Origin of the sequence: Rubrivivax benzoatilyticus JA2 = ATCC BAA-35, from assembly GCF_000190375.1 — a bacterium.
In the GTDB taxonomy this organism is placed as follows: Bacteria; Pseudomonadota; Gammaproteobacteria; order Burkholderiales; family Burkholderiaceae_C; genus Rubrivivax; species Rubrivivax benzoatilyticus.
Genome location: NZ_AEWG01000083.1, coordinates 33,401 through 54,947, shown reverse-complemented (window position 1 = coordinate 54,947; position 21,547 = coordinate 33,401). Strand labels below are relative to the sequence as shown.

The following is a 21,547-nucleotide window of genomic DNA, read 5'->3' as shown; positions in this document are numbered from 1 at the left end:
CGAGCCGGCCACGCAGCTTGCCCAGCGACGGCGCCGCGGGCGTGTCGCCGAGCGCCGCAGCCGCGCCGCGCGCCTGCGCCAGCGCCTGGCGATAGTCGGCCGCCGCGGCCTCGTGGCCGGCCGCCACGGCACGCGCGGCGCCTTGCAGCGTCTGCACCGCCTCGGCCAGCGGCAGCAACTGCGTGGCGACAGCCAGCGCATCGCGTTCGGCCTGGGCGGCCTGCGCCTGTTCGAGCCCGGCGCGCACCAGCGCAGCGCCGGTGACGAATGCCGGCGCCAGCAGCACGGCGCAGATGACGGCGGCCTTGGCACGCAGGCGCAGCGGGCCGAACAGCCGCATGCCGGGAGACCAGAGGCCACCGGTCGACGATGTCGGGGCTCGCGGGCCGCGCGTGGACGGGACGACGGAATCAGGAAACGAGGTCATGGCAGCCGGCCGCGCGGCCGGTCGTCGGGAAAACGCCAGGAATATCGGCGAAAACCCCTAGGAAGTTAATCAGCGAAACTCAAGAAAACAGCTGAAATATCGCCCCGGAGGTCATCAAAGAGTCATGTTCAGGCGACATGAAGGGCACCAAAAGAAACCTTCAAGATATCGTCATGAAATTGCCATGAAAATCTGCGAGGAGATTCAGGCAACGACCTCGGGTTCGGCCAGCACGCCTTCGACGCGCTGCACGAAAAGCGCCGCACGGTCCTGCCCGGCGGCTTCGGCGATGCGCCCGGCGCAGTCGCCCAGCCAGCGCTCGAACGAGGCTTCGTCCTGCACCTCGCGCCAGGATTCACGCAGCTCGGCGTCGCGCCCGGCCAGCATGCGCGCCGCCAGGTCGATGGCGAACATGCGCGCCGCGGCCAGGCGCCGGCGCGCGGGCGTGGTGTCGGCCGGCGGCGGCGCGGCAGGCGCGGCGTCGGCGATCCAGCCGTCGGCGGCCAGGCGTTCGATCAACGCGCAGCCGTCCAGGCCCAGGCCGGCGGCCAGGGTCAGCAGCTCGGTTTCGCTGCGCCGGCCGTCGACGGTGATCAGCCACATGCGCCAGGCCGGCGGCATGGCGGCGCGGTCGTTCAACAAACGGCGCGACAAATCGGTCTTGCGCCAGCGGCGGCCTTTGCGTTCCATGGCGTGGGGCAGGCGGACCGGCGGAGAGCAGCCCGTGGCGCGAGTATTCCCGGCGATTCGTGTCAAATCGTGACAGCGGCAGCCTGTGGCGCGATTTCAGTTCCGGCGCCTGAAGGCCGATCACCGGGCATGACGAATGGCAGCGAGAGCCAGGCCCCAGGGAGGACATGATGAACGTCCAGATGTCCACGGTGACCGCCAGCGCCGGCAGCGGCAGTTCCGATGCCTCGCTGAAGTCGCGCATCCAGGCGCTGCTCAAGCAGATCACGACGCTGTCCAAGCAGCAGCAGGAGGTCGTGCACTCGGAGCTGCCGGCCAAGGACAAGCAGAAGCAGAGCGAGCTGCTGCAGGCGCGCATCGAGGCCGTGCAGGCGCAGCTCGCCGAGCTGTACCGCCAGCAGGCCGAGCAGGCGCAACGACGCCAGGCGCAGGGCCGCGGCGACGGGCAGGCCCGCGTCCCGGGCACCGAAGACGCCGCCGCGGCGGCACGGCCCGGCAGCAGCACCGCCACCTCGTCGCTGATCGCGGTGGCCTGACCGGGCACACGGCAAATCCCCTCGACGGGCGGCCCGCATACTCGGCGGCACCGAGTTGCGGACAAGGACGCCCGATGAGCCTGAACAGCCAGCTGACGATCGATCCCGCGGCCTTCGCCGAAGAGCTTCGCTACGTGATGGCCGGGCTGCGCGAGGTGCTGCACGAGGCCGGCGAACCGGCGCTGGCGCAGGCGCTGCCCTGGGCGGACGAGGCCGCGGCGGCGGTGCCCGAGGACCTGCCCGCCGAACGCCTGGTGCAGGCGCTGTCGATCGCCTTCCAGCTGCTGGGCATGGTGGAGCAGCGTGCGGCGGCACGTTTCCGGCGCGGCGTCGAATGCGAACGCGGGCTGGCCGCGCTGCCGGCACTGTGGGGCGACACGCTGGCGCAGCTGCGCGACCGCGGCGTGCCGGCACCGGCGATCGCCGCGGCGCTGCGCGAGCTGCGTGTGGAGATCGTGCTGACCGCCCACCCGACCGAGGCCAAGCGCGCCACCGTGCTGGAACACCACCGCACGCTGGACAGGCTGCTGGAGCAGCGCGCCCGGCCGGGCTGGACGCCGCCGGAGCAGGCCGCGATCCGCGAGCAGATCCTGGCGCTGCTGATGACCTTGTGGCGCACCGGCGAGATCTTCCTGGAGAAGCCCGACCTGGCCTCCGAGCGCCGCAACGTCCTGCACTACCTGCGCTCGGTGTTCCCGGCGGTGCAGCCGCAGACCGACCTGCGCCTGCGCCAGGCCTGGCATGACGCCGGGCTGGCCCCGGCGCTGCTGGGCGACGTCGGCGCGCTGCCGCGTTTCGTCTACGGCACCTGGGTGGGCGGCGACCGCGACGGCCATCCGCTGGTCACGGCCGAGGTCACGCGCACGAGCTTCGCCGAGCTGCGCGCCCAGGCGCTGGACCTGCTGCGCGAGCAGTTGCAGGCGCTGGTGCGCCGGCTGAGCCTGTCCGACCGCCTGCAGGCGCCGCCGGCCGCGCTGCTGGCCCGCGTCGAGGCCACCGCCGCAGCGCTCGGCGAGGCGGGCGCCGCGGCGCTGAAGCGCAACCCCAACGAACCCTGGCGCCAGTGGGTGAACCTGATGCTGGCGCGGCTGCCGGCCGGCGGCGCCGGTTACGCCGGCCCGGCCGAACTCGACGCCGACCTGGCGCTGCTCGAGGACTCGCTGCACGCGCTCGGCGCGCGGCGCATCGCCGAGCAGGCGGTGGCGCCGCTGCGGCGCGTGCTGGCGACCTTCGGCTTTCACCTCGCGACGCTGGACGTGCGCCAGAACAGCCGCTTCCACGACCTGGCGCTGGGCCAGCTGCTGGCCGCCGCCGGGTTCGCCGAGCACCGGGTGGTCGACTGGGACGAGACGCGGCGGCGCGCGCTGCTGGACGCGGAGCTGGCGTCGCCGCGGCCGTTCACGCGGGCGCGCAGCGGTGCCGGCCTCGGCGCCGAGGCCGACGCCGTGCTCGACTGCTACCGCGTGCTGGACGAGGAGTTCCGGGCCCACGGCCCGGCCGGCATCGGCGCGCTGATCGTCAGCATGACGCGCAGCACCGCCGACCTGCTGGTGCTGCACCTGTTCGCGCGCGAGGTCGGCCTGCTCGTCGACACGCCCGAGGGCCCGGCCTGCCCGATCCCGGTGGTGCCGCTGTTCGAGACCATCGAGGACCTGCAGCGCAGCCCGGCGATCCTCGGCGAGCTGCTGGACCACCCGGTCACGCGGCGCAGCCTGGCGCTGCAGCAGCGCCAGGCCGGCGAGCCGCAGCCGGTGCAGCAGGTGATGGTCGGCTACAGCGACAGCAACAAGGACGGCGGCCTGCTGGCCAGCTTCTGGGCGCTGTACCGCGCGCAGGCGGCGATGAGCGAGGTCGGACGGCAGCGCGGCGTGCGCATCCGCTTCTTCCACGGCCGCGGCGGCACGATCAGCCGCGGCGCCGGCCCGACGCACCGCTTCCTGAAGGCCATGCCCGCCGGCGCGCTGGGCGGTGACCTGCGCCTGACCGAACAGGGCGAGGTCATCGCCCAGAAGTATGCCGACGGCGTGACCGCGGCCTACCACCATGAGCTGCTGCTGGCCGGCACGGCGCGCAGCCTGCTGCTGGACCGCCACGCGCCGCCAGGTGCGCACCCGCTGGAGGCGACGATGGACCGGCTGGCCGCCTGGAGCCGCGACAGCTACCGGGCGCTCGTCGGCGCCGAGGGCTTCCTCGCCTTCTTCCGCCAGGCCACGCCGGTGGACGCGCTGGAGGAGAGCCGCATCGGCTCGCGGCCGTCGCGGCGCAGCGGCCAGGCGACGCTGGCCGACCTGCGCGCCATCCCCTGGGTGTTCAGCTGGAACCAGTCGCGTTTCCTGCTGCCGGGCTGGTACGGCGTGGGCAGCGCGCTGGAGCGGCTGCTCGCCGAGGACCCGGCGGCCTTCGCGGCGCTGGAGCGTGAGCTCGTCGCCTGGGCGCCGCTGCACTACGTGCTGAGCAACGCCGCCACCAGCCTGGCGACCACCGACCGCGAGGTGATGGGCTGGTACGCGGCGCTGGTCGACGACGCGGCGCTGCGCGAGACGATGATGAGGACCATCGTCGGCGAGCACGAGCGCACCGGCCGCCTGCTCGAGCGCCTGTACGGCGCGCCGCTGGCCGAGCGGCGGCCCAACATCCACGCCATGGTGCAGGTGCGCGCCGAAGGGCTGCGTGTGCTGCACCGCCAGCAGCTCGCGCTGCTGCGCCGCTGGCGCGCCGCGCGCGAGCGCGACCCGGCCGAGGCCGCGACGCTGGCGCCGCAGCTGCTGCTGACGGTCAACGCGATCGCCGGCGGGCTGGGGTCGACCGGCTGACGCGGGGCGCCGGCGGCGCGCAGGGCCGATAATGGCGGGGCCAACAGCGCCCGCGCCCCTCCGATGCCTTCCGCCACCCCCAACCGCCGCCCGTGCCGTGCCTGCCTCCCGGCCGGTGCGCTCGTGGGCCTGGCGCCGGGCGCGATGCGCGTCGGCCGCGCGCTGGCGGCGCTGCGCTCCTACGGATCTCCGGCCGTGCCCTCCGCGGCCGTGCGCGGACTTCGGCCCACCGTCCAGGCCTGAAGTCCACGCACGGCGGGCCGGCAGGGCCCTGCCCTGCATCGAGACCGCAGGTCGAGGGGCGCATGGCGCCCGCCAACAGCCTCCGCACGCCCGCGTGCGCCGGGGCCGCCTCCCGACCTCCCCCCGTTCGCACGCGGCGCCGCCGCGTGCCTCGACACGAGGTTGTGCAGATGGAGATCTCCACGACGGCCCTGCGGGCCAAACGTTCCTGCGCCAGCGGCTACCGCTGGTTCGCCCGGCGCTTCACCAGCGCCGCCGAATACCTGAAGGTCATCGACGCGCTGGTCGACGACGGCCGCGTCGACGACGCCTGCTGGCTGATCGACCGCTTCGGCCCGGTCGACACGGTGCGCGTGCTCGACGAGCTGTCGGCCCCGGCCTTCGCCTTCCCCGGCTCGCTGCAGGTGCGCCACGGCGTCGACGTCGACACCGTGCTGCGTGTCGGCGGCTCGCTGAGCGCCGGCGGCGGCGTGCGCGCCGGCACGCTGCTCGTCGTCGACGCCGACCTGCGCTGCGGCGGCGGCCTGCAGGCCGAGCGGCTGCGCTGCGGCGGCGACGTCGTCGCCGGCTGGAGCGTCGAGGCCCACGGCAGCCTGGTCTGCCGCGGCGACCTGCGTGTGCAGGGCGACCTGGGCTGCGTCGGCGCGCTGACGGTCGGCGGCACGCTGGTCGTCGCCGGCGACCTGGAGGTCGGCGGCCACGCCGACTGCGGCAAGAGCCTGCGCGCCGGCGGCCACGTCGTCTGCGGCGAAGGGCTGAAGGTCGGCCACGGCGTGCAGGCCGCGGGCGACGTGCGCAGCGGCGTGCACCTGGACGCCGGCTGGGGCGTGGTGGCCGGCGGCGACATCGTCGCCGAGGGCGCGATCCGCGCCGGCGAGAGCCTGGTCGCCGGCGGCGAGGTGCGCAGCGGCGACGGCTACGGCGTGCACGCCGGCTCCAGCGTGCGCCGCGAAGCGTGGTCGTCCTGCGGGCGCGTGGTCTCGCGCACCCGGCCCGGCGAGCTGCGCAGCGGTGCCTGGTTGCCGGCGGCGGAGGGCGCATGAGCGCCGCCTTGGCCGTCTGGCCGCCTTGGCCGCGGCTGGAGCTGCGCATCGACGTCGACCCCGACGAGGCCCGGCTGGAGCAGGAGCTCGACACGCTGCAGCGCCGCCTGCGCCGGCCCGGCGACACGCTGAACGGCATCGCCAGCGAGCCGGCGGCACAGCCGGGCTTCCGCCTGCACTGGCGCGAGGCCGACGGCGAGCTCTACGTCTACGTCGAGGACGTCGTGCGCCAGCGGCTGGCCGGCTACACGGTGTTCAACCGCCTGATCGAGCTGGACACACGCGCCGACCGCCATCTGCGTGCGCCGCACTCCAAGTACCGCGCCGGCTACCGCCGCCGCGGTCTGGCGACCGCGGTCTATCGCCGCAGCCTGGACGCGGGCTGCTGCCTGATCACCGGCGCCCGCCAGTCGGCCGGTGCGCACGCGCTGTGGCGGCATCTGGCGCGGCACTACCCGTTGCGCTACGTGCAGCTGCGCGACCGCGAGCTGCGTGCGCTGGGCGAGCGTGTCGACCCGGCGCTGCACGACGAGCTGCACACCCGCATGCTGCTGCTGGGCCGCGGCTGGGACGAGGCCCGGCTGGCCGCCGAGGCCGGCCTGCTGCACCCGCCGGAATGAAGCCGGTGGCGGCGCCAATCCGGCACGCGGCGCGCGGGCATGCGTTGCCCGCGCGCGCCCCCTCGGCCGATACTGGCGCCATGGTCTCGCCTGCCCGCCCCGCCTTCGCCGCCGCCACTGCGCGCGGTTCCGCGGAGCGTGGCGCCCCGACGGCGCGCAGGTGCCGCGTCCGGGAGCCCTGGACCCCGGCAGCACTTCCCCGGGCCCGGCGATAGCCCTCCACCTCAGCTTCAGCACACCTCTATCGCCGGGCCGGACCGTGCGTCCCGCGGTCCGCCGGCCGCGCCGTCGAGGGAGTCGCCGATGCCATCCGCCGATATCGCCGAGCGCCGCGCCAGCGCGCTCGACTTCGCCCGTGCCCCGTCCCCGGGCCCGGAACCCGTTACTGCCGCCGCCGGCGCACGCTGGCCGGTCGCGCTGCGCTCGATCACCGTGCTCGGCGAGCTGTCCGAGGCATCCGAGACCGCGCTGCAGCGTGCCGCCGGCCTCGCCGCGGCGCACGGCGCGAGGCTGCGGCTGCTGGGCTGGGCCGCCCGCGGCGACATCTCCGACGGCCTGCTGCGGGCCCGCCTGAGCCGCATGGCCCGCCGCGCGGCACGGCGCAGCCAGGTCCCGGTCGAACTCGGCGACACGCCGATGCACGGGCTGCGAGAGGTGCTGGGCCAGCTGGACGGTACCGACCTCGTCGTGACGGCCAACCGGCGCTCCGACGGCCTGGCGTCGTTCTGGCGGCCCAACCCGGCCGTGCGGCTGGCCGGCGTGCTGCCGGTGCCGCTGCTGGTCGTCAACGAGCCCTGCGGGCTGCCGTACCGGCAGGCGCTGGCCGCCGTCGACCTGCAGGCCGAGCCCGAGCGCGTGGCGCGCTGGGCCGCCGCGCTGGCCGGCGACGGCGAGCTGGCGCTGCTGCACGTGCTGCGCCAGTGGCGGCCGGGCAAGCTGCGCCACGGCGAGGACGGGCTGCGCTGGCTGGAGCTGGACCTGCGGCGCCGCGCCGCGCAGCTGCAGCGTGTCGCCGACACGCTGCAGCCGCAGACCGATCGCCTGCGCGTGATGCTGGCGCTGGGCGACGACGTCGCCGCCGAGATCCTCGTGCGCCGCCCGGCCGAGGGCGGCATGCTGGTGGTGGTGGGCCGCTCGACCGAGGCGCCGTGGCTGGACGCGCTGCTGGGCAGCGTCACGCGCAGCGTGCTGCGCGCCTCGCCGCACGACGTGCTCGTCGTGCCGGTCGGCTCGCCGCTGACGGAAGACGCGCAGATCAGCCGTTAGCAATCCGGCCGGCGGCGCGCCGCCAGGAAAAAGGCCGCCAGGTCTCGCGACTTGGCGGCTTTCTCTTTGCGGCCTTGATCAGGCGACGCTCGGTCGTTTGGCGGAGTCGGAGAGAGCCGAATGACGATGCCGGCAAGTGACTTTTCGAGGTTCTTGGCCGCTCCCGCCGGGCGTCCCCACACGCACGGCCCGACCGTCCCTGTCCAGGCGTTCAGCCGTCGCCGCCCAGTATCGCGATGATGTCTTGCCGGTCGCCGAGCAGGCGAACGACGTCGACGTGGTCCTCGGCCTCGAGGTAGAGCCACTGCAGCGGAAATCCGGCCGCCCGCCACGAACGGAGCTCCGGGATCTCGCACAGCAGGCCCAGGCGCGGCGACCCCAGCCCCGGCATCCGCTGGATCGGAACGAGTGCCTCCAGTGCCGCGTCGAAGACGCGCTCGCCGCGAGCGCGGCCGCCTTCCCGAGCGTAGTGCCCGGCCACCTCGACAAGATCAAGCTCCGCGCGCGGACGAAGCCTCGCGGGCTTCAACGCGAGTCACCCAGCGCTCGACGCCGCAACTCGAGCGCCCGCTCTGCGGTCAACACCTCGCCGCGCCCGGAGCTCAGACCTTCCTCGATCAGTTCACGCAGCCGCTTCTTGGCCTGCTCCTCCTGGTCGCGGCGGATCAGCTCCCGCAGGTACTCGCTCGTGTTGCCGAACTGCCCCGAGCGCACGCGCTGATCCACGTACTGCCGCATCGCTTCCGGCAGAGCGAAGCTCATGGTGTTGCTGCTCATGGACGCATCGTCGGCGCACTATCAATAGTTGTCAACACGGTGACCTTGCGCCTGATGCGAGGGGCGCCACGGCATCCGCAACAAGCTCGCGGGAAAGAAAAAAGCCGCCAGGTCTTGCGACTTGGCGGCTTTCTCGTTGCAGCCTTGTTCAGGCTGCGTTTGTTCGCTTGGCGGAGTCGGAGGGATTCGAACCCTCGATGCAGGTTTTGCCCACATACTCCCTTAGCAGGGGAGCACCTTCGGCCACTCGGTCACGACTCCGGCGAAGAGGCGGCATTCTAGCCGCACTTTTCAAGATTTTTTAAGCACCCTCTGCAGGCTGGTCGAGATCGAAGGCCTTGTGCAGCGCGCGCACCGCCAGTTCCATGTACTTCTCGGCGATCACGACGCTCGTCTTGATCTCGCTGGTGCTGATCATCATGATGTTGATGCCCTCTTCGGACAGGGCACGGAACATCGAGCTGGCGACGCCGACATGGCTGCGCATGCCGATGCCGACGATCGACACCTTGCAGATCTTCGGGTCGCCGATGACCTCGGCCGCGCCGGTGGCCGGGGCGACCTGGTTCTTCAGCAGGTCCATCGCGCGCGGGTAGTCGCCGCGGTTGACGGTGAACGAGAAGTCGGTCTTCCCGTCGTGCGAGACGTTCTGGATGATGACGTCGATGTCGATGTTGGCGTCGGCCACCGGGCCGAGGATCTGGTAGGCGATGCCGGGCTTGTCGGGCACGCCCATCACGGTGATCTTGGCCTCGTCGCGCGTGAACGCGATGCCGGACACGACGGCTTGTTCCATCTTCTCGTCTTCCTCGAAAGTGATCAGCGTTCCCGAGCGGGCTTCTTCGGCGATGTCGATGTCCCAGGGCGTGAAGCTGGACAGCACGCGCAGCGGCACGCGGTACTTGCCGGCGAACTCGACCGAGCGGATCTGCAGCACCTTGGAGCCGAGGCTGGCCATCTCGAGCATTTCCTCGAAGCTGATGGTCGCCAGGCGGCGCGCCTCGGGCACGATGCGCGGGTCGGTGGTGTAGACGCCGTCGACGTCGGTGTAGATCAGGCACTCGTCGGCCTTCAGCGCCGCGGCCACGGCCACCGCCGAGGTGTCGCTGCCGCCGCGGCCCAGCGTCGTCACGTTGCCCAGGTCGTCGATGCCCTGGAAGCCGGTGATGATGACCACCTTGCCGGCGGCGAGATCGGCGCGCACGCGCTCGTCCTCGATGCTGCTGATGCGCGCCTTGGTGTAGGCGGTGTCGGTGTGCACCGGCACCTGCCAGCCCGAGTAGCTGACCGCCGGCAGGCCCTCGGCCTGCAGCGCCAGCGCCAGCAGGCCGACCGAGACCTGTTCGCCGGTGGCGGCGATGGCGTCGAGCTCACGCAGCGCCTCGGGCGTCATCGTGGCCGGTTGCAGTTCCCTGGCCAGGCCCAGCAGGCGGTTCGTCTCGCCGCTCATCGCGGACGGCACGACGATCATCTGGTGGCCGGCGCGGGCCCACTTGGCCACGCGCTTGGCGACGTTGCGGATGCGCTCGGTCGAGCCCATCGACGTGCCGCCGTATTTGTGAACGATCAGTCCCATGGATCGGTAACGAGCGAAAACCCGTGATTTTAGCGGGCCGCGCGGTCCTTCCCTTGCGGGAAGATGACGCCGGATTCAGGCCGGCCGCCAGAACAGCGCCAGCTGCGCCTCGCCGGCCGCGGCGCGGCAACGTGCGTCGATGCCCAGGCCGGGCACGAAGACGAGTTGCTCGCCGCTGAAGACCAGCGGCCCGGCGCGGTCCCAGGCGGCGACGCGCCGGGCCTGGAACTGCTTCTTCAGCGCGCGTGGCGTCGCACGCGGCGCGGCCTGGAAGGACTCGCCGCCCTGGCGTGCTCGCAACTCGGCGGCGCGCAGCCACGACGGCGAGACGCCGCCCTCGGCGACGGCCTTCACCTCGAGCACGCCGCCCCAGGACGGCAGCTCGACGAAACGCGGCGACGACAGGTCCAGCGCCACGGACTCGGGCGCCACGGCCTCGGCCGCCTGCGGTGGCACATACACCAGCCGCGCGTCGTGCAGCCGCAGCTCGCCGCCGGGCGCCGGCCAGCGCGCGCTGGCCGCGGCCGGCAGTTCGTCGGCCAGGCGCCGCACCAGCGACTCGGGCACCGGCCGGGCGAGCACCGACTGCAGCCAGCGGCGCAGCACCGGCGCGCGGTGCGTCTCGGGCAGCCCGCGCCAGCCAGCGACGTCCAGCGGGCCGTCGTCTTCAGCCAGCGCGGAGAGCTCGATGTCGGCCAGCACCTTCAGCGCCGCGGCCGCTTCTGCGGCGCGGCGGGCCGACGCGGCGAGCTGCTGCTCGGCCTCGGGGAAAGCCGCCAGCAGCGCCGGCCAGACCTGGCGGCGCAGACGGTTGCGCGCGAAGGCCTCGTCGTCATTGCTTTCGTCGTCGAGCCAGCGCAGCCGGTGGCGGCGCAGATAGGCCTCGATCTCCTCGCGCGGACGGTCCAGCCAGGGACGCGCCCAGACGAGACCGTCGCGCTCGGCGCGGCGCGGCATCGCCGCCAGCGCCTCGGCACCGCCGCCGCGCAGCGCCTGCAGCAGCAGCGTCTCGGCCTGGTCGCGGCGGTGCTGGGCCAGCAGCACCAGATCGCAGCCGGCGGCCTGGGCCATCGCCGCCAGCGCGGCGTAACGCTCGCGCCGTGCCCAGGCCTCGACGCTTTCGCCGCGCGCCGGGGCACCGGCCAGGCGCGTCGCATGGAAGTGCAGCGGCAGACCGGAACGTGCCCAGCGCGCGCACTGCGCACGCAACTGGGCGAGCCAGATGTCGGCAGAAGCGACGAGGCCGTGGTGCACGTGCAGTGCATGCACCTCGAGGCCGAGTTCACGCGCGGCGCGGGCCGTGGCGTGCAGCAGCGCGGTGGAGTCGCGGCCGCCGCTGGCGGCCACCGCCACCGCGGCGGGCAAGGTCAGCGCTCCTTGGTGTCGCTGAAGCGGCCGTAGGACTGCAGGCGCTCGTAGCGGCGGTCCAGCAGCTCCTTCGGCTTCAGGTCGACGACCTGGCGCAGCGCGTCGTTGAGGCCGCGCTTGAGCTGCGCCGCCATCCACTTCGGATCGCGGTGCGCGCCACCGACCGGCTCGTTGACGATCTTGTCGACCAGGCCCAGCGCCTTCAGGCGGTGGGCGGTGATGCCCAGCGCCTCGGCGGCGTCGGAGGCGCGTTCGGCGGTCTTCCAGAGGATGGAGGCGCAGCCTTCGGGCGAGATCACCGAGTACACCGAGTACTGCAGCATCAGCACCTGGTCGGCGACGCTGATCGCCAGCGCGCCGCCGGAGCCGCCTTCGCCGATGATCGTCGTGATGATCGGCACCTCCAGGCGCGCCATCTCGAAGATGTTGCGGCCGATGGCCTCGGACTGGTTGCGCTCCTCGGCACCGATGCCCGGGTAGGCGCCCGGCGTGTCGACGAAGGTGAAGACCGGCAGGCCGAACTTCTCGGCCAGCTGCATCAGGCGCAGCGCCTTGCGGTAGCCCTCGGGGCGCGACATGCCGAAGTTGCGCGCGGTGCGCTCCTTGGTGTCGCGGCCCTTCTGGTGGCCGATGACCATGCAGGCGTTGCCGTTGAAGCGCGCCATGCCGCCGACGATCGACTGGTCGTCGGCGTAGTGGCGGTCGCCGTGCAGTTCCTGGAAGTCGGTGAAGATCTCGGCGACGTAGTCCAGCGTGTACGGCCGCTGCGGATGGCGCGCGATCTGCGTGACCTGCCACGGCGTCAGGCTGGAGTAGATCTCCTTCGTGAGCTGCACGCTCTTGTCGGCCAGACGGTCGATCTCCTCCGAGATGTCGACCGCGGACTCGTTCTGCACGAAGCGCAGCTCGTCGATCTTGGATTCCAGCTCGGCGATCGGCTGCTCGAACTCGAGGAAATGGCGTTTGCTCATGCGTTGATCTCGCGGTCTGACGATCCCATCAAGCTGCCGCTTGCGCAGCCCCCTGGGGGCCGAGCCCGGACACGACTCGTCCGGCGGACGAATTGTGCCTGGCGAGGAGCCGGGCCACCGGCCCGGCGCGGACTGCAAGGCAGCGCCGAAGGCGCTACGGGGGGGACCTAGTAACTTACTGGGAGCGGATCCAGGCTCCGCCAAATATACCAAGTGGCCACCGAGCGGTACGGCGCCCACGCCTCGCCGACCTCGCGCGCCTCGGCACGCGACACCGGCTCGCCGCTGAAGTAGTTGAGGCTGATGCCCTTCAGCAGGCCGAGGTCGTCCAGCGGCAGGACGTTCGGACGCATCAGGTGGAAGATCAGGAACATCTCGGCCGTCCAGCGGCCGATGCCGCGGATCGCGACGAGCTCGGCGATGATCGCCTCGTCGTCCATCTGCTGCCAGTCGGCGACGTGCACCGTGCCGTCGACGAAGTGGCGCGCCAGGTCGAGCAGGTACTCGGTCTTGCGCGCCGACAGCCCGGCGGCACGCATCGTCAGCGGGTCCAGCGTGTTGACGGCCTGCGGCGCGAGGTGCGTCGCCGGGCCGTCCACGAGCGCGGAGAACTTGTTCCACACCGACTGCGCGGCCTTCACCGAGATCTGCTGGCCAACGATCGAACGCGCCAGCGTCGTGAAGGCGTCGCCGCGGCTTTCCAGCCGGGCCTCGCCGAAACGCGGGATCAGCTTCTTCATCACCCGGTCGCGGCGCGACAGGTGGCGGCAGGCGTCGTCCCAATAAGCCGGCGTGACGGCAAGGATCTGATCGCGAGGCGACATCCGGATCAGGCCCTCACCCAGGTCGTGCCCTGAGGCGTGTCCTTCAGCTCGACGCCCTGCGCAGCGAGTTCGGCACGGATGCGGTCGGCATCGGCGAAGCGGCGCTCGCGCTTGGCCGTGGCACGCGCCTCGATCTGGCGCGCGATCTCGGCATCGTCGACACCGGTACCGGCCTGCAGGAAGGCGCGCGGCGCCTGCTGCAGGATGCCGAGCACGGCGCCCAGCGACACGAGCAGCCGGGCCATCGCCGCGTCGCGGCTGCGGTTGAACTCGTTGGCCAGCTCGAACAGCACGGCCAGCGCCCCCGGCGTGTTGAAGTCGTCGTCCATCGCCGCCTTGAAGGCAGCGGCGCGCGGGTCGCTCCAGTCGACCTCGCAGGCCACGGCGTCGGCACCGTCCAGCGCGGTGTAGAGACGGCGCAGCGCGGCGCGCGCCTCGTCGAGCAGCGAGTCGGCGAAGTTGAACGGGCTGCGGTAGTGCGTGCGCAGCATGAAGAAACGCACCGTCTCGCCGTCGAACTTCTTCAGCACGTCGGCGATGGTGAAGAAGTTGCCCAGGCTCTTGGACATCTTCTCGTTGTCGACGTTGAGGAAGCCGTTGTGCAGCCAGTAGTTGACGAACGGATGACCGAAGGCGCCCTCGCTCTGCGCGATCTCGTTCTCGTGGTGCGGGAACTGCAGGTCCATGCCGCCGCCGTGCAGGTCGAAACGCTCGCCCAGCAGCGCGCAGCTCATCGCCGAGCACTCGATGTGCCAGCCCGGGCGCCCGGCGCCGAAGGGGCTGTCCCACTTCGCTTCGGCCGGCTCCTCGGGCTTGGCCGACTTCCAGAGCACGAAGTCCAGCGGGTCTTCCTTGCCACCGGCCACCGCAACACGCTCGCCGGCCCGCAGCTCGTCGAGCGACTTGCCCGAGAGCTTGCCGTAGCCGGGGAAACGCCGCACGGCGAAGTTCACGTCGCCGTCTTCAGCGCGGTAGGCCAGGCCGTTGCGCTCGAGCCGGCCGATGATGTCGAGCATCTGCGGCACGAACTCGGTGGCGCGCGGCTCGTGCGTCGGCGGCTCCAGGCCGAGCGCGGCAAAGTCGCGATGCATCGCCGCGACCATCTCGTCGGTCAGCGCGCGGATGCCGACGCCGCGCTCGAGCGCGCGGCGGATGATCTTGTCGTCGATGTCGGTGATGTTGCGGACGTAGGTGACCTCGTAGCCGCTGGCCTTCAGCCAGCGGTAGACGACGTCGAACGCCAGGTTCATCCGCGCGTGCCCCATGTGGCACAGGTCGTACACCGTGATGCCGCACACGTACATGCGCACACGGCCGGGCTCGAGGGGAACGAAGGTCTCGAGGCGGCGCGTCAGGGTGTTGTGGAGGCGGAGCGTCATGCAGTCGGAATTCTTCGGTGGGGCGCGCCGATACAATCTTTCAGTATAGCGGGCCGACCTTCGCGGCCTGCCCTCCAGACCCCCCTGCCGCCGATGCTTCGTGTCCTGATCGCCGCGCTCGCGCTGAGCGCCGCCGCCCTCGCGCACGCCGACGAGTCGAGCGAGGCCCAGCGGCTGCTTCAAGGCGGCCAGCCCGAGGCGGCGCTGGCGCGCGCCGAGACGGCGCTGGCCCAGCGCCCGAACGACGCGGCGCTGCGCTTCACGCGCGCCGTCGCGCTGATGGACCTGGGGCGCGACGCCCAGGCGCTCGAGGCCTTCGAGCGCATGACCCAGGACTACCCGGAACTGCCCGAGCCCTACAACAACCTGGGCCTGCTGCATGCCCGCGCCGGGCGGCTGGACGAGGCACGCGTCGCGCTCGAGACCGCGCTGCGCAACGACCCGTCGCACCGCCTCGCGCGCCGCAACCTCGGCGACGTGCTGCTGCGTCTGGCCCTGCAGTCCTGGGAGGCGGCCGACGCCGCGTCGCCGGGCGACCCGGGGCTCGCGCAGCGCATCCGCATCGCCCGCGAACTGGCGGCGACCCCCCGCTGATCCCGGGCCCCGCCACCGGCTCCGGCCGGCGCCGCTAGACTCCGCGCACCCCGAAATCGAGGCCTTCCATGCTCCGCCACGCCAAGCTGTTCGCCTTCGCCGCCGCCGCGGCGCTGGCCTCCGTGCCCGCCTTCGCGCAGACCGTGCGCCTGGCCACCAGCGCCGGTGACATCGTCGTCGAACTCGACGCCGCCAAGGCGCCGAAGACCGTCGACAACTTCGTCCAGTACGTCAAGGCCGGCCACTACGACGGCACCATCTTCCACCGCGTGATCCCGGGCTTCATGGTCCAGGGCGGCGGCATGAAGCCCGACCTGAAGGAGAAGCCGACGCGCAAGCCGATCGCGCTGGAAAGCCGCAACGGCCTGTCCAACGCCCGCGGCACGCTGGCGATGGCGCGCACGATGGTGCCCGACTCGGCGACCGCGCAGTTCTTCATCAACGTCGCGGACAACAGCTTCCTCGACCAGCCCAACGCACGCGACGGCAACGGCTACGCCGTCTTCGGCCGCGTGACCGCGGGCATGGACGTCGTCGACAAGATCGTCGCGACGCCCACCACATCGTCGGGCCCGCACCAGAACGTGCCGGTCACGCCGGTGATCATCCGCAAGGCCACCCTGGAGAAATGACATGAGCAAACAAGTGCAGTTCGAGACCACCGCCGGCACGATCGTCATCGAGCTCGACGACGAACGCGCCCCGGTGACGGTGGCCAACTTCCTCGACTACGTGAAGAAGGGCCACTACGACGGCACGATCTTCCACCGCGTCATCAAGGGCTTCATGATCCAGGGCGGCGGTTTCGAGCCGGGCATGAAGCAGAAGCCCACCGGCGCCGGCATCGAGAACGAAGCCAAGAACGGCCTGCGCAACCTGCGCTACACGCTGGCGATGGCGCGCACCTCCGACCCGCACTCGGCGAGCGCCCAGTTCTTCATCAACACCAACGACAACGGCTTCCTCGACAACGACCGCGCCCAGGACGGCTGGGGCTATGCCGTGTTCGGCAAGGTCGTGTCGGGCACCGAGGTCGTCGACCTGATCGAGCGTGTTCGCACCGGCCGCAAGGGCTACCACGACGACGTGCCGCTGGAAGACGTGCGCATCGACCGCGCCACCGAGGTCGCCTGATGTCCGACGGCAGCGCCGAAGGCGTGGCGGCGCTGCCCGCGTTCTTCGAGTTCGAGGCGCCGCGCGAGTGGCGCACGATCGACCTCATCTCCGACATCCACCTCGCGCCGTCGCTGCCGCGCACCGTCGAAGCCTGGCGCGCTCACCTGCTGCACACCCCCGCCGACGCGGTGTTCATCCTCGGCGACCTGTTCGAGACCTGGGTCGGGGACGACGTGCGGCAGCGGCCGTTCGAGGCCGGCTGCGCCGACGTTCTTGCCGAGGCGGCCAGCCGCCGAGGCATCGCGTTCATGGCCGGCAACCGCGACTTCCTGGTCGGCGCGCGCCTGCTGCGCGAAACCGGCGTCATGGGCCTGGCCGACCCAACACTGCTCGACGCCTGGGGACGGCGTGTGCTGCTGATGCACGGCGACGCGCTGTGCCTGCAAGACCGCGACTACCTCGCCTTCCGCGCCCTGGTGCGCGACGAGCGCTGGCAGCGTGACTTCCTCTCGCGGCCGCTGGACGAACGGCTGGCGATCGCCGCCGACATCCGCCGCCGCAGCGAGGCACGCCAGGACGACGCCTCGCGTCATGCCGACGTCGACGCCGCCACGGCGGTGGCCTGGATGCATGCCGTCGGCGCCGCCGAACTGGTGCACGGCCACACCCATCGCCCGGGCAGCGAAACGCTGGCCCCGGGCTACCGCCGCCACGTGCTCACCGACTGGGATCTGGACGATGCTCGCGCCCCGCGTGCCGAGGTGCTGCGCCTGACGCGCGACGGCTTCCAACGTGTTCCGCCGGCCACGGCGGCCGGCGCCTGATGTGGCAGCGCCTGCTGGGGCGGCTGCGCGAACGCCGCGACGACGCCGCAGTCGCGCGCCGGCCGATCCCCGACGATCTGTGGAAACGCACGCTGGGGCGCTACCCGTTCCTGAAGCGCCGTGATCCCGAGACCGCGGCCGCACTGCGCCGCCTGACCAGCCTTTTCCTGGACCGCAAGGAGTTCAGCGCCCAGCCCGGCGTGCGCCTGACCGACCACGTCGCGGTCGCGGTCGCAGCGCAGGCCTGCCTGCCGGTCCTGCGCCTGGGGCTCGAGGCCTACGACGGCTTCGTCGGCATCGTGCTGCACCCGGACCAGGTCGTCGCGCGCCGCTCCACCGTCGACGAGGACGGGGTCGTGCACGAGTACGACGAACTGCTGTCCGGCGAGGCGATGGAAGGCGGCCCGGTGATGCTGTCCTGGCAGGACGTGCGTGCCGCCGGCCGCAGCGCCGCCGACGCCTACAACGTCGTCATCCACGAGTTCGCCCACGTGCTCGACATGGCCGACGGGGTCGCCGACGGCGTGCCGCTGCTGCCGCACGATCTGCCGCGCAGCGAGTGGGTCGCCGTGCTGGACGCCGACTACGAGGCCTTCTGCCGCCGCGTGGACGCCGAGGAGGACACCGCGCTGGACCCGTACGGCGCGCAATCGCCCGACGAATTCTTCGCCGTCGCCAGCGAAGCCTTCTTCGTCGCCCCCGAGGCGATGAAAAAAGAACACCCCGTGTTGTACGGGGTGTTCGTTCGCTACTACCGGCAGGACCCGGCGGCCGAGGCCGCCTGATCGGACACGAGCGCGGCCTCAGGCCGGCGTCGCTTCGGTGCGCGGCTTGTCGCTGCGCTTGGGCGGCTGGATGTCCAGCAGCACCTCGTCCTTGTCGTCGAGGTCGACGGTCAGGCGGCCGCCGTCGACCAGGCGGCCGAACAGCAGTTCGTCGGCCAGCGCGCGGCGGATCATGTCCTGGATCAGGCGCTGCATCGGCCGCGCGCCCATCAGCGGGTCGAAGCCCTTCTTCGACAGGTGCCGGCGCAGCTTGTCGGTGAAGGTGACCTCGACCTTCTTCTCGGCGAGTTGGCTCTCCAGCTGCAGCAGGAACTTGTCGACGACGCGCAGGATGATCTCCTCGTCCAGCGCGCGGAAGGACACGATCGCGTCGAGGCGGTTGCGGAACTCGGGCGTGAACAACCGCTTGATGTCGGCCATCTCGTCGCCCTGCTCGCGCCGGGTCGTGAAGCCGATCGTCGACTTGTTCATCGTCTCGGCACCCGCGTTCGTGGTCATGATGATGATCACGTTGCGGAAGTCGGCCTTGCGCCCGTTGTTGTCGGTCAGCGTGCCGTGGTCCATGACCTGCAGCAGCACGTTGAAGACATCCGGGTGCGCCTTCTCGATCTCGTCGAGCAGCAGCACCGCGTGCGGCTTCTTCGTCACCGCCTCGGTCAGCAGGCCGCCTTGATCGAAGCCGACGTAGCCCGGAGGCGCGCCGATCAGCCGGCTGACCGCGTGGCGCTCCATGTACTCCGACATGTCGAAACGGATCAGCTCGATGCCCAGGATGTAGGCCAGCTGCTTGGCGACCTCGGTCTTGCCGACGCCGGTGGGGCCGCTGAACAGGAACGAGCCGATCGGCTTGTCGGGCTTGCCCAGGCCGGAACGCGCCATCTTGATCGCCGAGGCCAGCGCCTCGATCGACGGATCCTGGCCGAAGACCACACTCTTCAGATCGCGTTCCAGCGTCTTCAGCTTGTCGCGGTCGTCGCTGGACACCGAGGCCGGCGGAATGCGCGCGATCTTGGCGACGATGTCCTCGACCTCGGCCCGCGTGATGGTCTTCTTCTGCTTGCTCTTGGGCAGGATGCGCTGCGCGGCACCGGCCTCGTCGATGACGTCGATCGCCTTGTCGGGCAGGTGGCGGTCGTTGATGTACTTGGCCGACAGTTCGGCCGCGGCCTGCAGCGCGCCGAGCGCGTACTTGACGTTGTGGTGATCCTCGAAGCGCGACTTCAAGCCCTTCAGGATCTCGATCGTCTGCTCGACCGACGGCTCGACGACGTCGACCTTCTGGAAGCGCCGCGACAGCGCCGCGTCCTTCTCGAAGATGCCGCGGTACTCGGTGAAGGTGGTGGCGCCGATGCACTTCATCGAGCCGCTGGACAGCGCGGGCTTGAGCAGGTTGCTGGCGTCCAGCGTGCCACCCGACGCCGCACCGGCACCGATCAGCGTGTGGATCTCGTCGATGAAGAGGATCGCGCTCGGCTGGTCCTTCAGTTGCTTGAGCACGCCCTTCAGGCGCTGCTCGAAATCGCCGCGGTACTTGGTGCCGGCCAGCAACGCGCCCATGTCGAGCGCGTAGACGGTGGAGTCCGCCAGCACCTCGGGCACGTCCTTCTCGGTGATGCGCCAGGCCAGGCCTTCGGCGATCGCCGTCTTGCCGACGCCGGCCTCGCCGACCAGCAGCGGGTTGTTCTTGCGCCGACGACAGAGGACCTGGATGACACGCTCGACCTCCTGCTCGCGGCCAATCAGCGGGTCGATCTTGCCGGCCAGCGCCAGCGCGTTGAGGTTCTGCGTGAACTGCTCGAGCGGCGAGCCCTTGCCTTCGCCTCCGGCCTCGTCACGCTCGCCCTCGCCGCCGCCCGGGGTGTTGTCGCTGGACTTGGCCGGCTCCGGCGGGTCGCTCTTCTTGATGCCGTGGGCGATGAAATTGACGACGTCCAGGCGCGTCACGCCCTGCTGGTGCAGGTAGTAGACGGCGTGCGAGTCCTTCTCGCCGAAGATCGCCACCAGCACGTTGGCACCGGTGACTTCCTTCTTGCCGCTGCCCGTGCTCTGCACGTGCATGATCGCGCGCTGGATCACGCGCTGAAAACCGAGCGTCGGCTGGGTGTCGACTTCCTCGCTGCCCGAGACCGTCGGCGTGTTCTCCTTGATGAACGTCGCCAGGCTCTTGCGCAGGTCCTCGATGTTGGCTGCGCAGGCACGCAGCACCTCGGCGGCCGACGGGTTGTCGAGCAGCGCCATCAGCAGGTGCTCGACGGTGATGAATTCATGCCGCTGCTGGCGCGCTTCGACGAACGCCATGTGCAGGCTGACTTCCAGTTCTTGCGCAATCATGCGGCCTCCATAATGCACTGAAGCGGGTGACCGTCGCGGCGGGCCGCGGCGAGCACCAGTTCGACCTTCGTCGCGGCAACGTCCTTCGGGTAAACCCCGCACACACCACGACCCTCGTGGTGGATCTTCAGCATGATGTGCGTGGCCGTGTCCAGATCACGCTGGAAGTAGTGCTGCAGCACCATCACGACGAACTCCATCGGCGTGTAGTCGTCGTTGAGCAGCACCACCTGGTACAGGCTCGGCGGCTTGACGCGTTGCGCCTTGCGCTCGGCGACGACGGCGCCGCCCGCGCCACCATCCTGGCCAGGCAGGGGCGGCGGCTTCACCGGAGGGACGGACGGATCGTCGGGCATGAAATCATTCTATCGACCTTGTCCGGGCCTGCTCACGGCAACTTTGCATGACCCGCGCCCTGGACATGTTGATGCCGCAAGCGCAAGTTCAAGCCCCCAACGGACTCGGGCGCTCAGCCGCGGCCGCGCACCAATTTGACCAATGTTTGTCGAATCCACGACACAGCAGAGCGTCACTTCGCCTTGACACTCTTCCGACGGCATCGCGAGAATCATTTTCGATATTCGCGCGCAGTTAAGCGAGGTGGAAACAATGGCGGTCGGTACGGTGAAGTGGTTCAACGATGCCAAGGGCTTCGGTTTCATCGAACCCGAGGGTGGTGGTGCGGACGTCTTCGCTCACTTCTCGGCGGTGCAGATGGACGGTTTCCGGACCCTGAAGCAAGGCAGTCGAGTGGAGTTCGAACTCGTCCAGGGCCCCAAAGGCAATCTGGCGCAGAACATCCGGCCCGTCGCCACTGCGACGCCGGCGGCTCCGCAGACCGTCGCCTGACGGGGCTCGCCGCCGCGGGCACCCCGATCTGATTTCGGGAAGTCCCGCCCCGGACGGTTGCCGCACATATTGATTTCCATCAATATCTGAGGCAACGCCCGGCAAGGTGTTCACGCCGAAACGAATATCGGCCACAGCCGGGGCCGGCGCGCCGACCCAGGATCACGAGCAGGACTTCGAGTCCCGCTTTTTCTTGCGCGCCGGGCAGTTTTTGCAGCGGGGTTTGCTGCGGCAGCACTTGCCACCCCGGCAGTTCAGCGCCGCAGCGGCATCCCTTGGACCCAGCTGACTCGGCCGGATCACGAACACCGGCCGCGCTCCGGCGATCCCGACGCCCGCGTTCGTCTCCACGTTCTTCATCACCCGCCCGGTCTCCTCGCTCGCCCACGCGCCCGGTTCGCCGGCGCCATCGCAGCAGGATGATGAAACAAGTTTCGATTCATGGGCTTCAGCGCGTCGATAGAAAGGCACTATCCATAGCGCTTCATCCCGCGCAGGGCCGACACATGAAAACG

The 21,547-nt window shown here is 71.0% G+C and carries 22 protein-coding genes, 1 tRNA gene and 1 pseudogene; 11 read left to right on the top strand and 13 right to left on the bottom strand.

Going from position 1 to position 21,547, the window contains the following annotated elements; all coding sequences use genetic code 11:
- Positions 1-340, bottom strand: a 340-nt coding sequence (locus tag RBXJA2T_RS10395; protein ID WP_009857319.1) for a hypothetical protein, incomplete at its 3' end; no start/stop codon positions are given.
- 291 nt (positions 341-631) lie between these two features.
- Positions 632-1,117, bottom strand: coding sequence for a hypothetical protein (locus tag RBXJA2T_RS10390; RefSeq protein ID WP_009857318.1), 486 nt, complete (start codon positions 1,115-1,117; stop codon positions 632-634).
- 182 nt (positions 1,118-1,299) lie between these two features.
- Here RBXJA2T_RS10390 and RBXJA2T_RS10385 point away from each other — a divergent pair, with 182 nt between their 5' ends.
- The 5 genes from RBXJA2T_RS10385 to RBXJA2T_RS10365 all read left to right on the top strand — a co-directional run bounded on the left by RBXJA2T_RS10385 (position 1,300) and on the right by RBXJA2T_RS10365 (position 7,638).
- Positions 1,300-1,653 carry a FlxA-like family protein gene (locus tag RBXJA2T_RS10385; protein ID WP_138938844.1) on the top strand — a complete coding sequence of 118 codons (354 nt, stop codon included), beginning with the start codon at positions 1,300-1,302 and terminating at the stop codon, positions 1,651-1,653.
- 74 nt (positions 1,654-1,727) lie between these two features.
- Complete coding sequence (locus RBXJA2T_RS10380; RefSeq protein WP_009857316.1) at positions 1,728-4,466, top strand: phosphoenolpyruvate carboxylase; 2,739 nt, start codon at positions 1,728-1,730, stop codon at positions 4,464-4,466.
- Between the two features lie 413 nt (positions 4,467-4,879).
- Positions 4,880-5,752: a hypothetical protein gene (locus RBXJA2T_RS10375; protein ID WP_009857315.1), complete on the top strand. Its 873-nt coding sequence runs from the start codon at positions 4,880-4,882 to the stop codon at positions 5,750-5,752.
- Positions 5,749-6,372 (top strand): hypothetical protein, encoded by a 624-nt coding sequence (locus tag RBXJA2T_RS10370; RefSeq protein ID WP_009857314.1) that lies wholly within the window; start codon positions 5,749-5,751, stop codon positions 6,370-6,372. Before RBXJA2T_RS10375 ends, RBXJA2T_RS10370 begins: the two co-directional genes overlap by 4 nt.
- Positions 6,373-6,675: 303 nt before the next feature.
- Positions 6,676-7,638, top strand: a complete 963-nt coding sequence (locus RBXJA2T_RS10365; protein WP_009857313.1) for a universal stress protein — start codon at positions 6,676-6,678, stop codon at positions 7,636-7,638.
- 211 nt (positions 7,639-7,849) lie between these two features.
- Here the strand turns inward: RBXJA2T_RS10365 and RBXJA2T_RS10360 are convergent, their stop codons facing one another.
- The 8 genes and pseudogenes from RBXJA2T_RS10360 to cysS form a co-directional block, all read right to left on the bottom strand.
- Positions 7,850-8,167: a type II toxin-antitoxin system RelE/ParE family toxin gene (locus RBXJA2T_RS10360; RefSeq protein WP_029718464.1), complete on the bottom strand. Its 318-nt coding sequence runs from the start codon at positions 8,165-8,167 to the stop codon at positions 7,850-7,852.
- Complete coding sequence (locus RBXJA2T_RS10355; protein WP_009857311.1) at positions 8,164-8,415, bottom strand: type II toxin-antitoxin system ParD family antitoxin; 252 nt, start codon at positions 8,413-8,415, stop codon at positions 8,164-8,166. The genes RBXJA2T_RS10360 and RBXJA2T_RS10355 overlap by 4 nt, the downstream gene beginning before the upstream one ends.
- Positions 8,416-8,583: 168 nt before the next feature.
- Positions 8,584-8,676 (bottom strand) — tRNA-Ser (locus RBXJA2T_RS10350).
- Between the two features lie 40 nt (positions 8,677-8,716).
- Positions 8,717-9,991, bottom strand: a complete 1,275-nt coding sequence (locus tag RBXJA2T_RS10345) for an aspartate kinase (RefSeq protein WP_009857310.1) — start codon at positions 9,989-9,991, stop codon at positions 8,717-8,719.
- Between the two features lie 75 nt (positions 9,992-10,066).
- A complete protein-coding gene (gene tilS, locus RBXJA2T_RS10340; protein WP_009857309.1) occupies positions 10,067-11,356 on the bottom strand; it encodes a tRNA lysidine(34) synthetase TilS in 1,290 nt (429 codons plus the stop codon).
- Between the two features lie 2 nt (positions 11,357-11,358).
- The gene (locus RBXJA2T_RS10335) at positions 11,359-12,330 is read right to left on the bottom strand and encodes an acetyl-CoA carboxylase carboxyltransferase subunit alpha (protein ID WP_009857308.1); all 972 of its coding nucleotides are present in this window, start codon (positions 12,328-12,330) and stop codon (positions 11,359-11,361) included.
- Positions 12,331-12,497: 167 nt separating this feature from the next.
- Entirely contained in the window at positions 12,498-13,520 is a 1,023-nt protein-coding gene (locus RBXJA2T_RS21070) for a DNA-3-methyladenine glycosylase family protein (RefSeq protein WP_510648206.1), read from the bottom strand.
- Positions 13,412-14,533, bottom strand: a pseudogene (gene cysS, locus RBXJA2T_RS10325) (cysteine--tRNA ligase); the annotation flags it as partial. The pseudogene cysS and the gene RBXJA2T_RS21070, both read right to left, overlap by 109 nt.
- A 93-nt stretch (positions 14,534-14,626) precedes the next feature.
- On the opposite strand from cysS, the gene RBXJA2T_RS10320 reads away from it, so the two are divergent.
- From RBXJA2T_RS10320 to RBXJA2T_RS10300, 5 genes are all read left to right on the top strand, one after another.
- Positions 14,627-15,127, top strand: coding sequence for a tetratricopeptide repeat protein (locus RBXJA2T_RS10320; RefSeq protein WP_009857305.1), 501 nt, complete (start codon positions 14,627-14,629; stop codon positions 15,125-15,127).
- Between the two features lie 68 nt (positions 15,128-15,195).
- A complete protein-coding gene (locus RBXJA2T_RS10315) occupies positions 15,196-15,759 on the top strand; it encodes a peptidylprolyl isomerase (RefSeq protein ID WP_009857304.1) in 564 nt (187 codons plus the stop codon).
- Position 15,760: 1 nt separating this feature from the next.
- Positions 15,761-16,261 carry a peptidylprolyl isomerase gene (locus tag RBXJA2T_RS10310; protein ID WP_009857303.1) on the top strand — a complete coding sequence of 167 codons (501 nt, stop codon included), beginning with the start codon at positions 15,761-15,763 and terminating at the stop codon, positions 16,259-16,261.
- Positions 16,261-17,067, top strand: a complete 807-nt coding sequence (locus RBXJA2T_RS10305) for a UDP-2,3-diacylglucosamine diphosphatase (protein ID WP_009857302.1) — start codon at positions 16,261-16,263, stop codon at positions 17,065-17,067. Before RBXJA2T_RS10310 ends, RBXJA2T_RS10305 begins: the two co-directional genes overlap by 1 nt.
- Positions 17,067-17,852 carry a M90 family metallopeptidase gene (locus RBXJA2T_RS10300; RefSeq protein ID WP_009857301.1) on the top strand — a complete coding sequence of 262 codons (786 nt, stop codon included), beginning with the start codon at positions 17,067-17,069 and terminating at the stop codon, positions 17,850-17,852. Before RBXJA2T_RS10305 ends, RBXJA2T_RS10300 begins: the two co-directional genes overlap by 1 nt.
- 18 nt (positions 17,853-17,870) lie before the next feature.
- Here the strand turns inward: RBXJA2T_RS10300 and clpA are convergent, their stop codons facing one another.
- Together clpA and clpS are read right to left on the bottom strand one after the other, a co-directional pair.
- The gene (clpA, locus tag RBXJA2T_RS10295; protein WP_009857300.1) at positions 17,871-20,183 is read right to left on the bottom strand and encodes an ATP-dependent Clp protease ATP-binding subunit ClpA; all 2,313 of its coding nucleotides are present in this window, start codon (positions 20,181-20,183) and stop codon (positions 17,871-17,873) included.
- Positions 20,180-20,539 carry an ATP-dependent Clp protease adapter ClpS gene (clpS, locus tag RBXJA2T_RS10290; protein WP_029718462.1) on the bottom strand — a complete coding sequence of 120 codons (360 nt, stop codon included), beginning with the start codon at positions 20,537-20,539 and terminating at the stop codon, positions 20,180-20,182. Before clpS ends, clpA begins: the two co-directional genes overlap by 4 nt.
- A 253-nt stretch (positions 20,540-20,792) precedes the next feature.
- Here clpS and RBXJA2T_RS10285 point away from each other — a divergent pair, with 253 nt between their 5' ends.
- Complete coding sequence (locus RBXJA2T_RS10285; RefSeq protein WP_009857298.1) at positions 20,793-21,032, top strand: cold shock domain-containing protein; 240 nt, start codon at positions 20,793-20,795, stop codon at positions 21,030-21,032.
- A gap of 162 nt (positions 21,033-21,194) precedes the next feature.
- Here RBXJA2T_RS10285 and RBXJA2T_RS20150 read toward each other — a convergent pair whose 3' ends face one another.
- Complete coding sequence (locus RBXJA2T_RS20150) at positions 21,195-21,392, bottom strand: hypothetical protein (RefSeq protein WP_138938843.1); 198 nt, start codon at positions 21,390-21,392, stop codon at positions 21,195-21,197.
- Positions 21,393-21,547 lie beyond the last annotated feature (155 nt).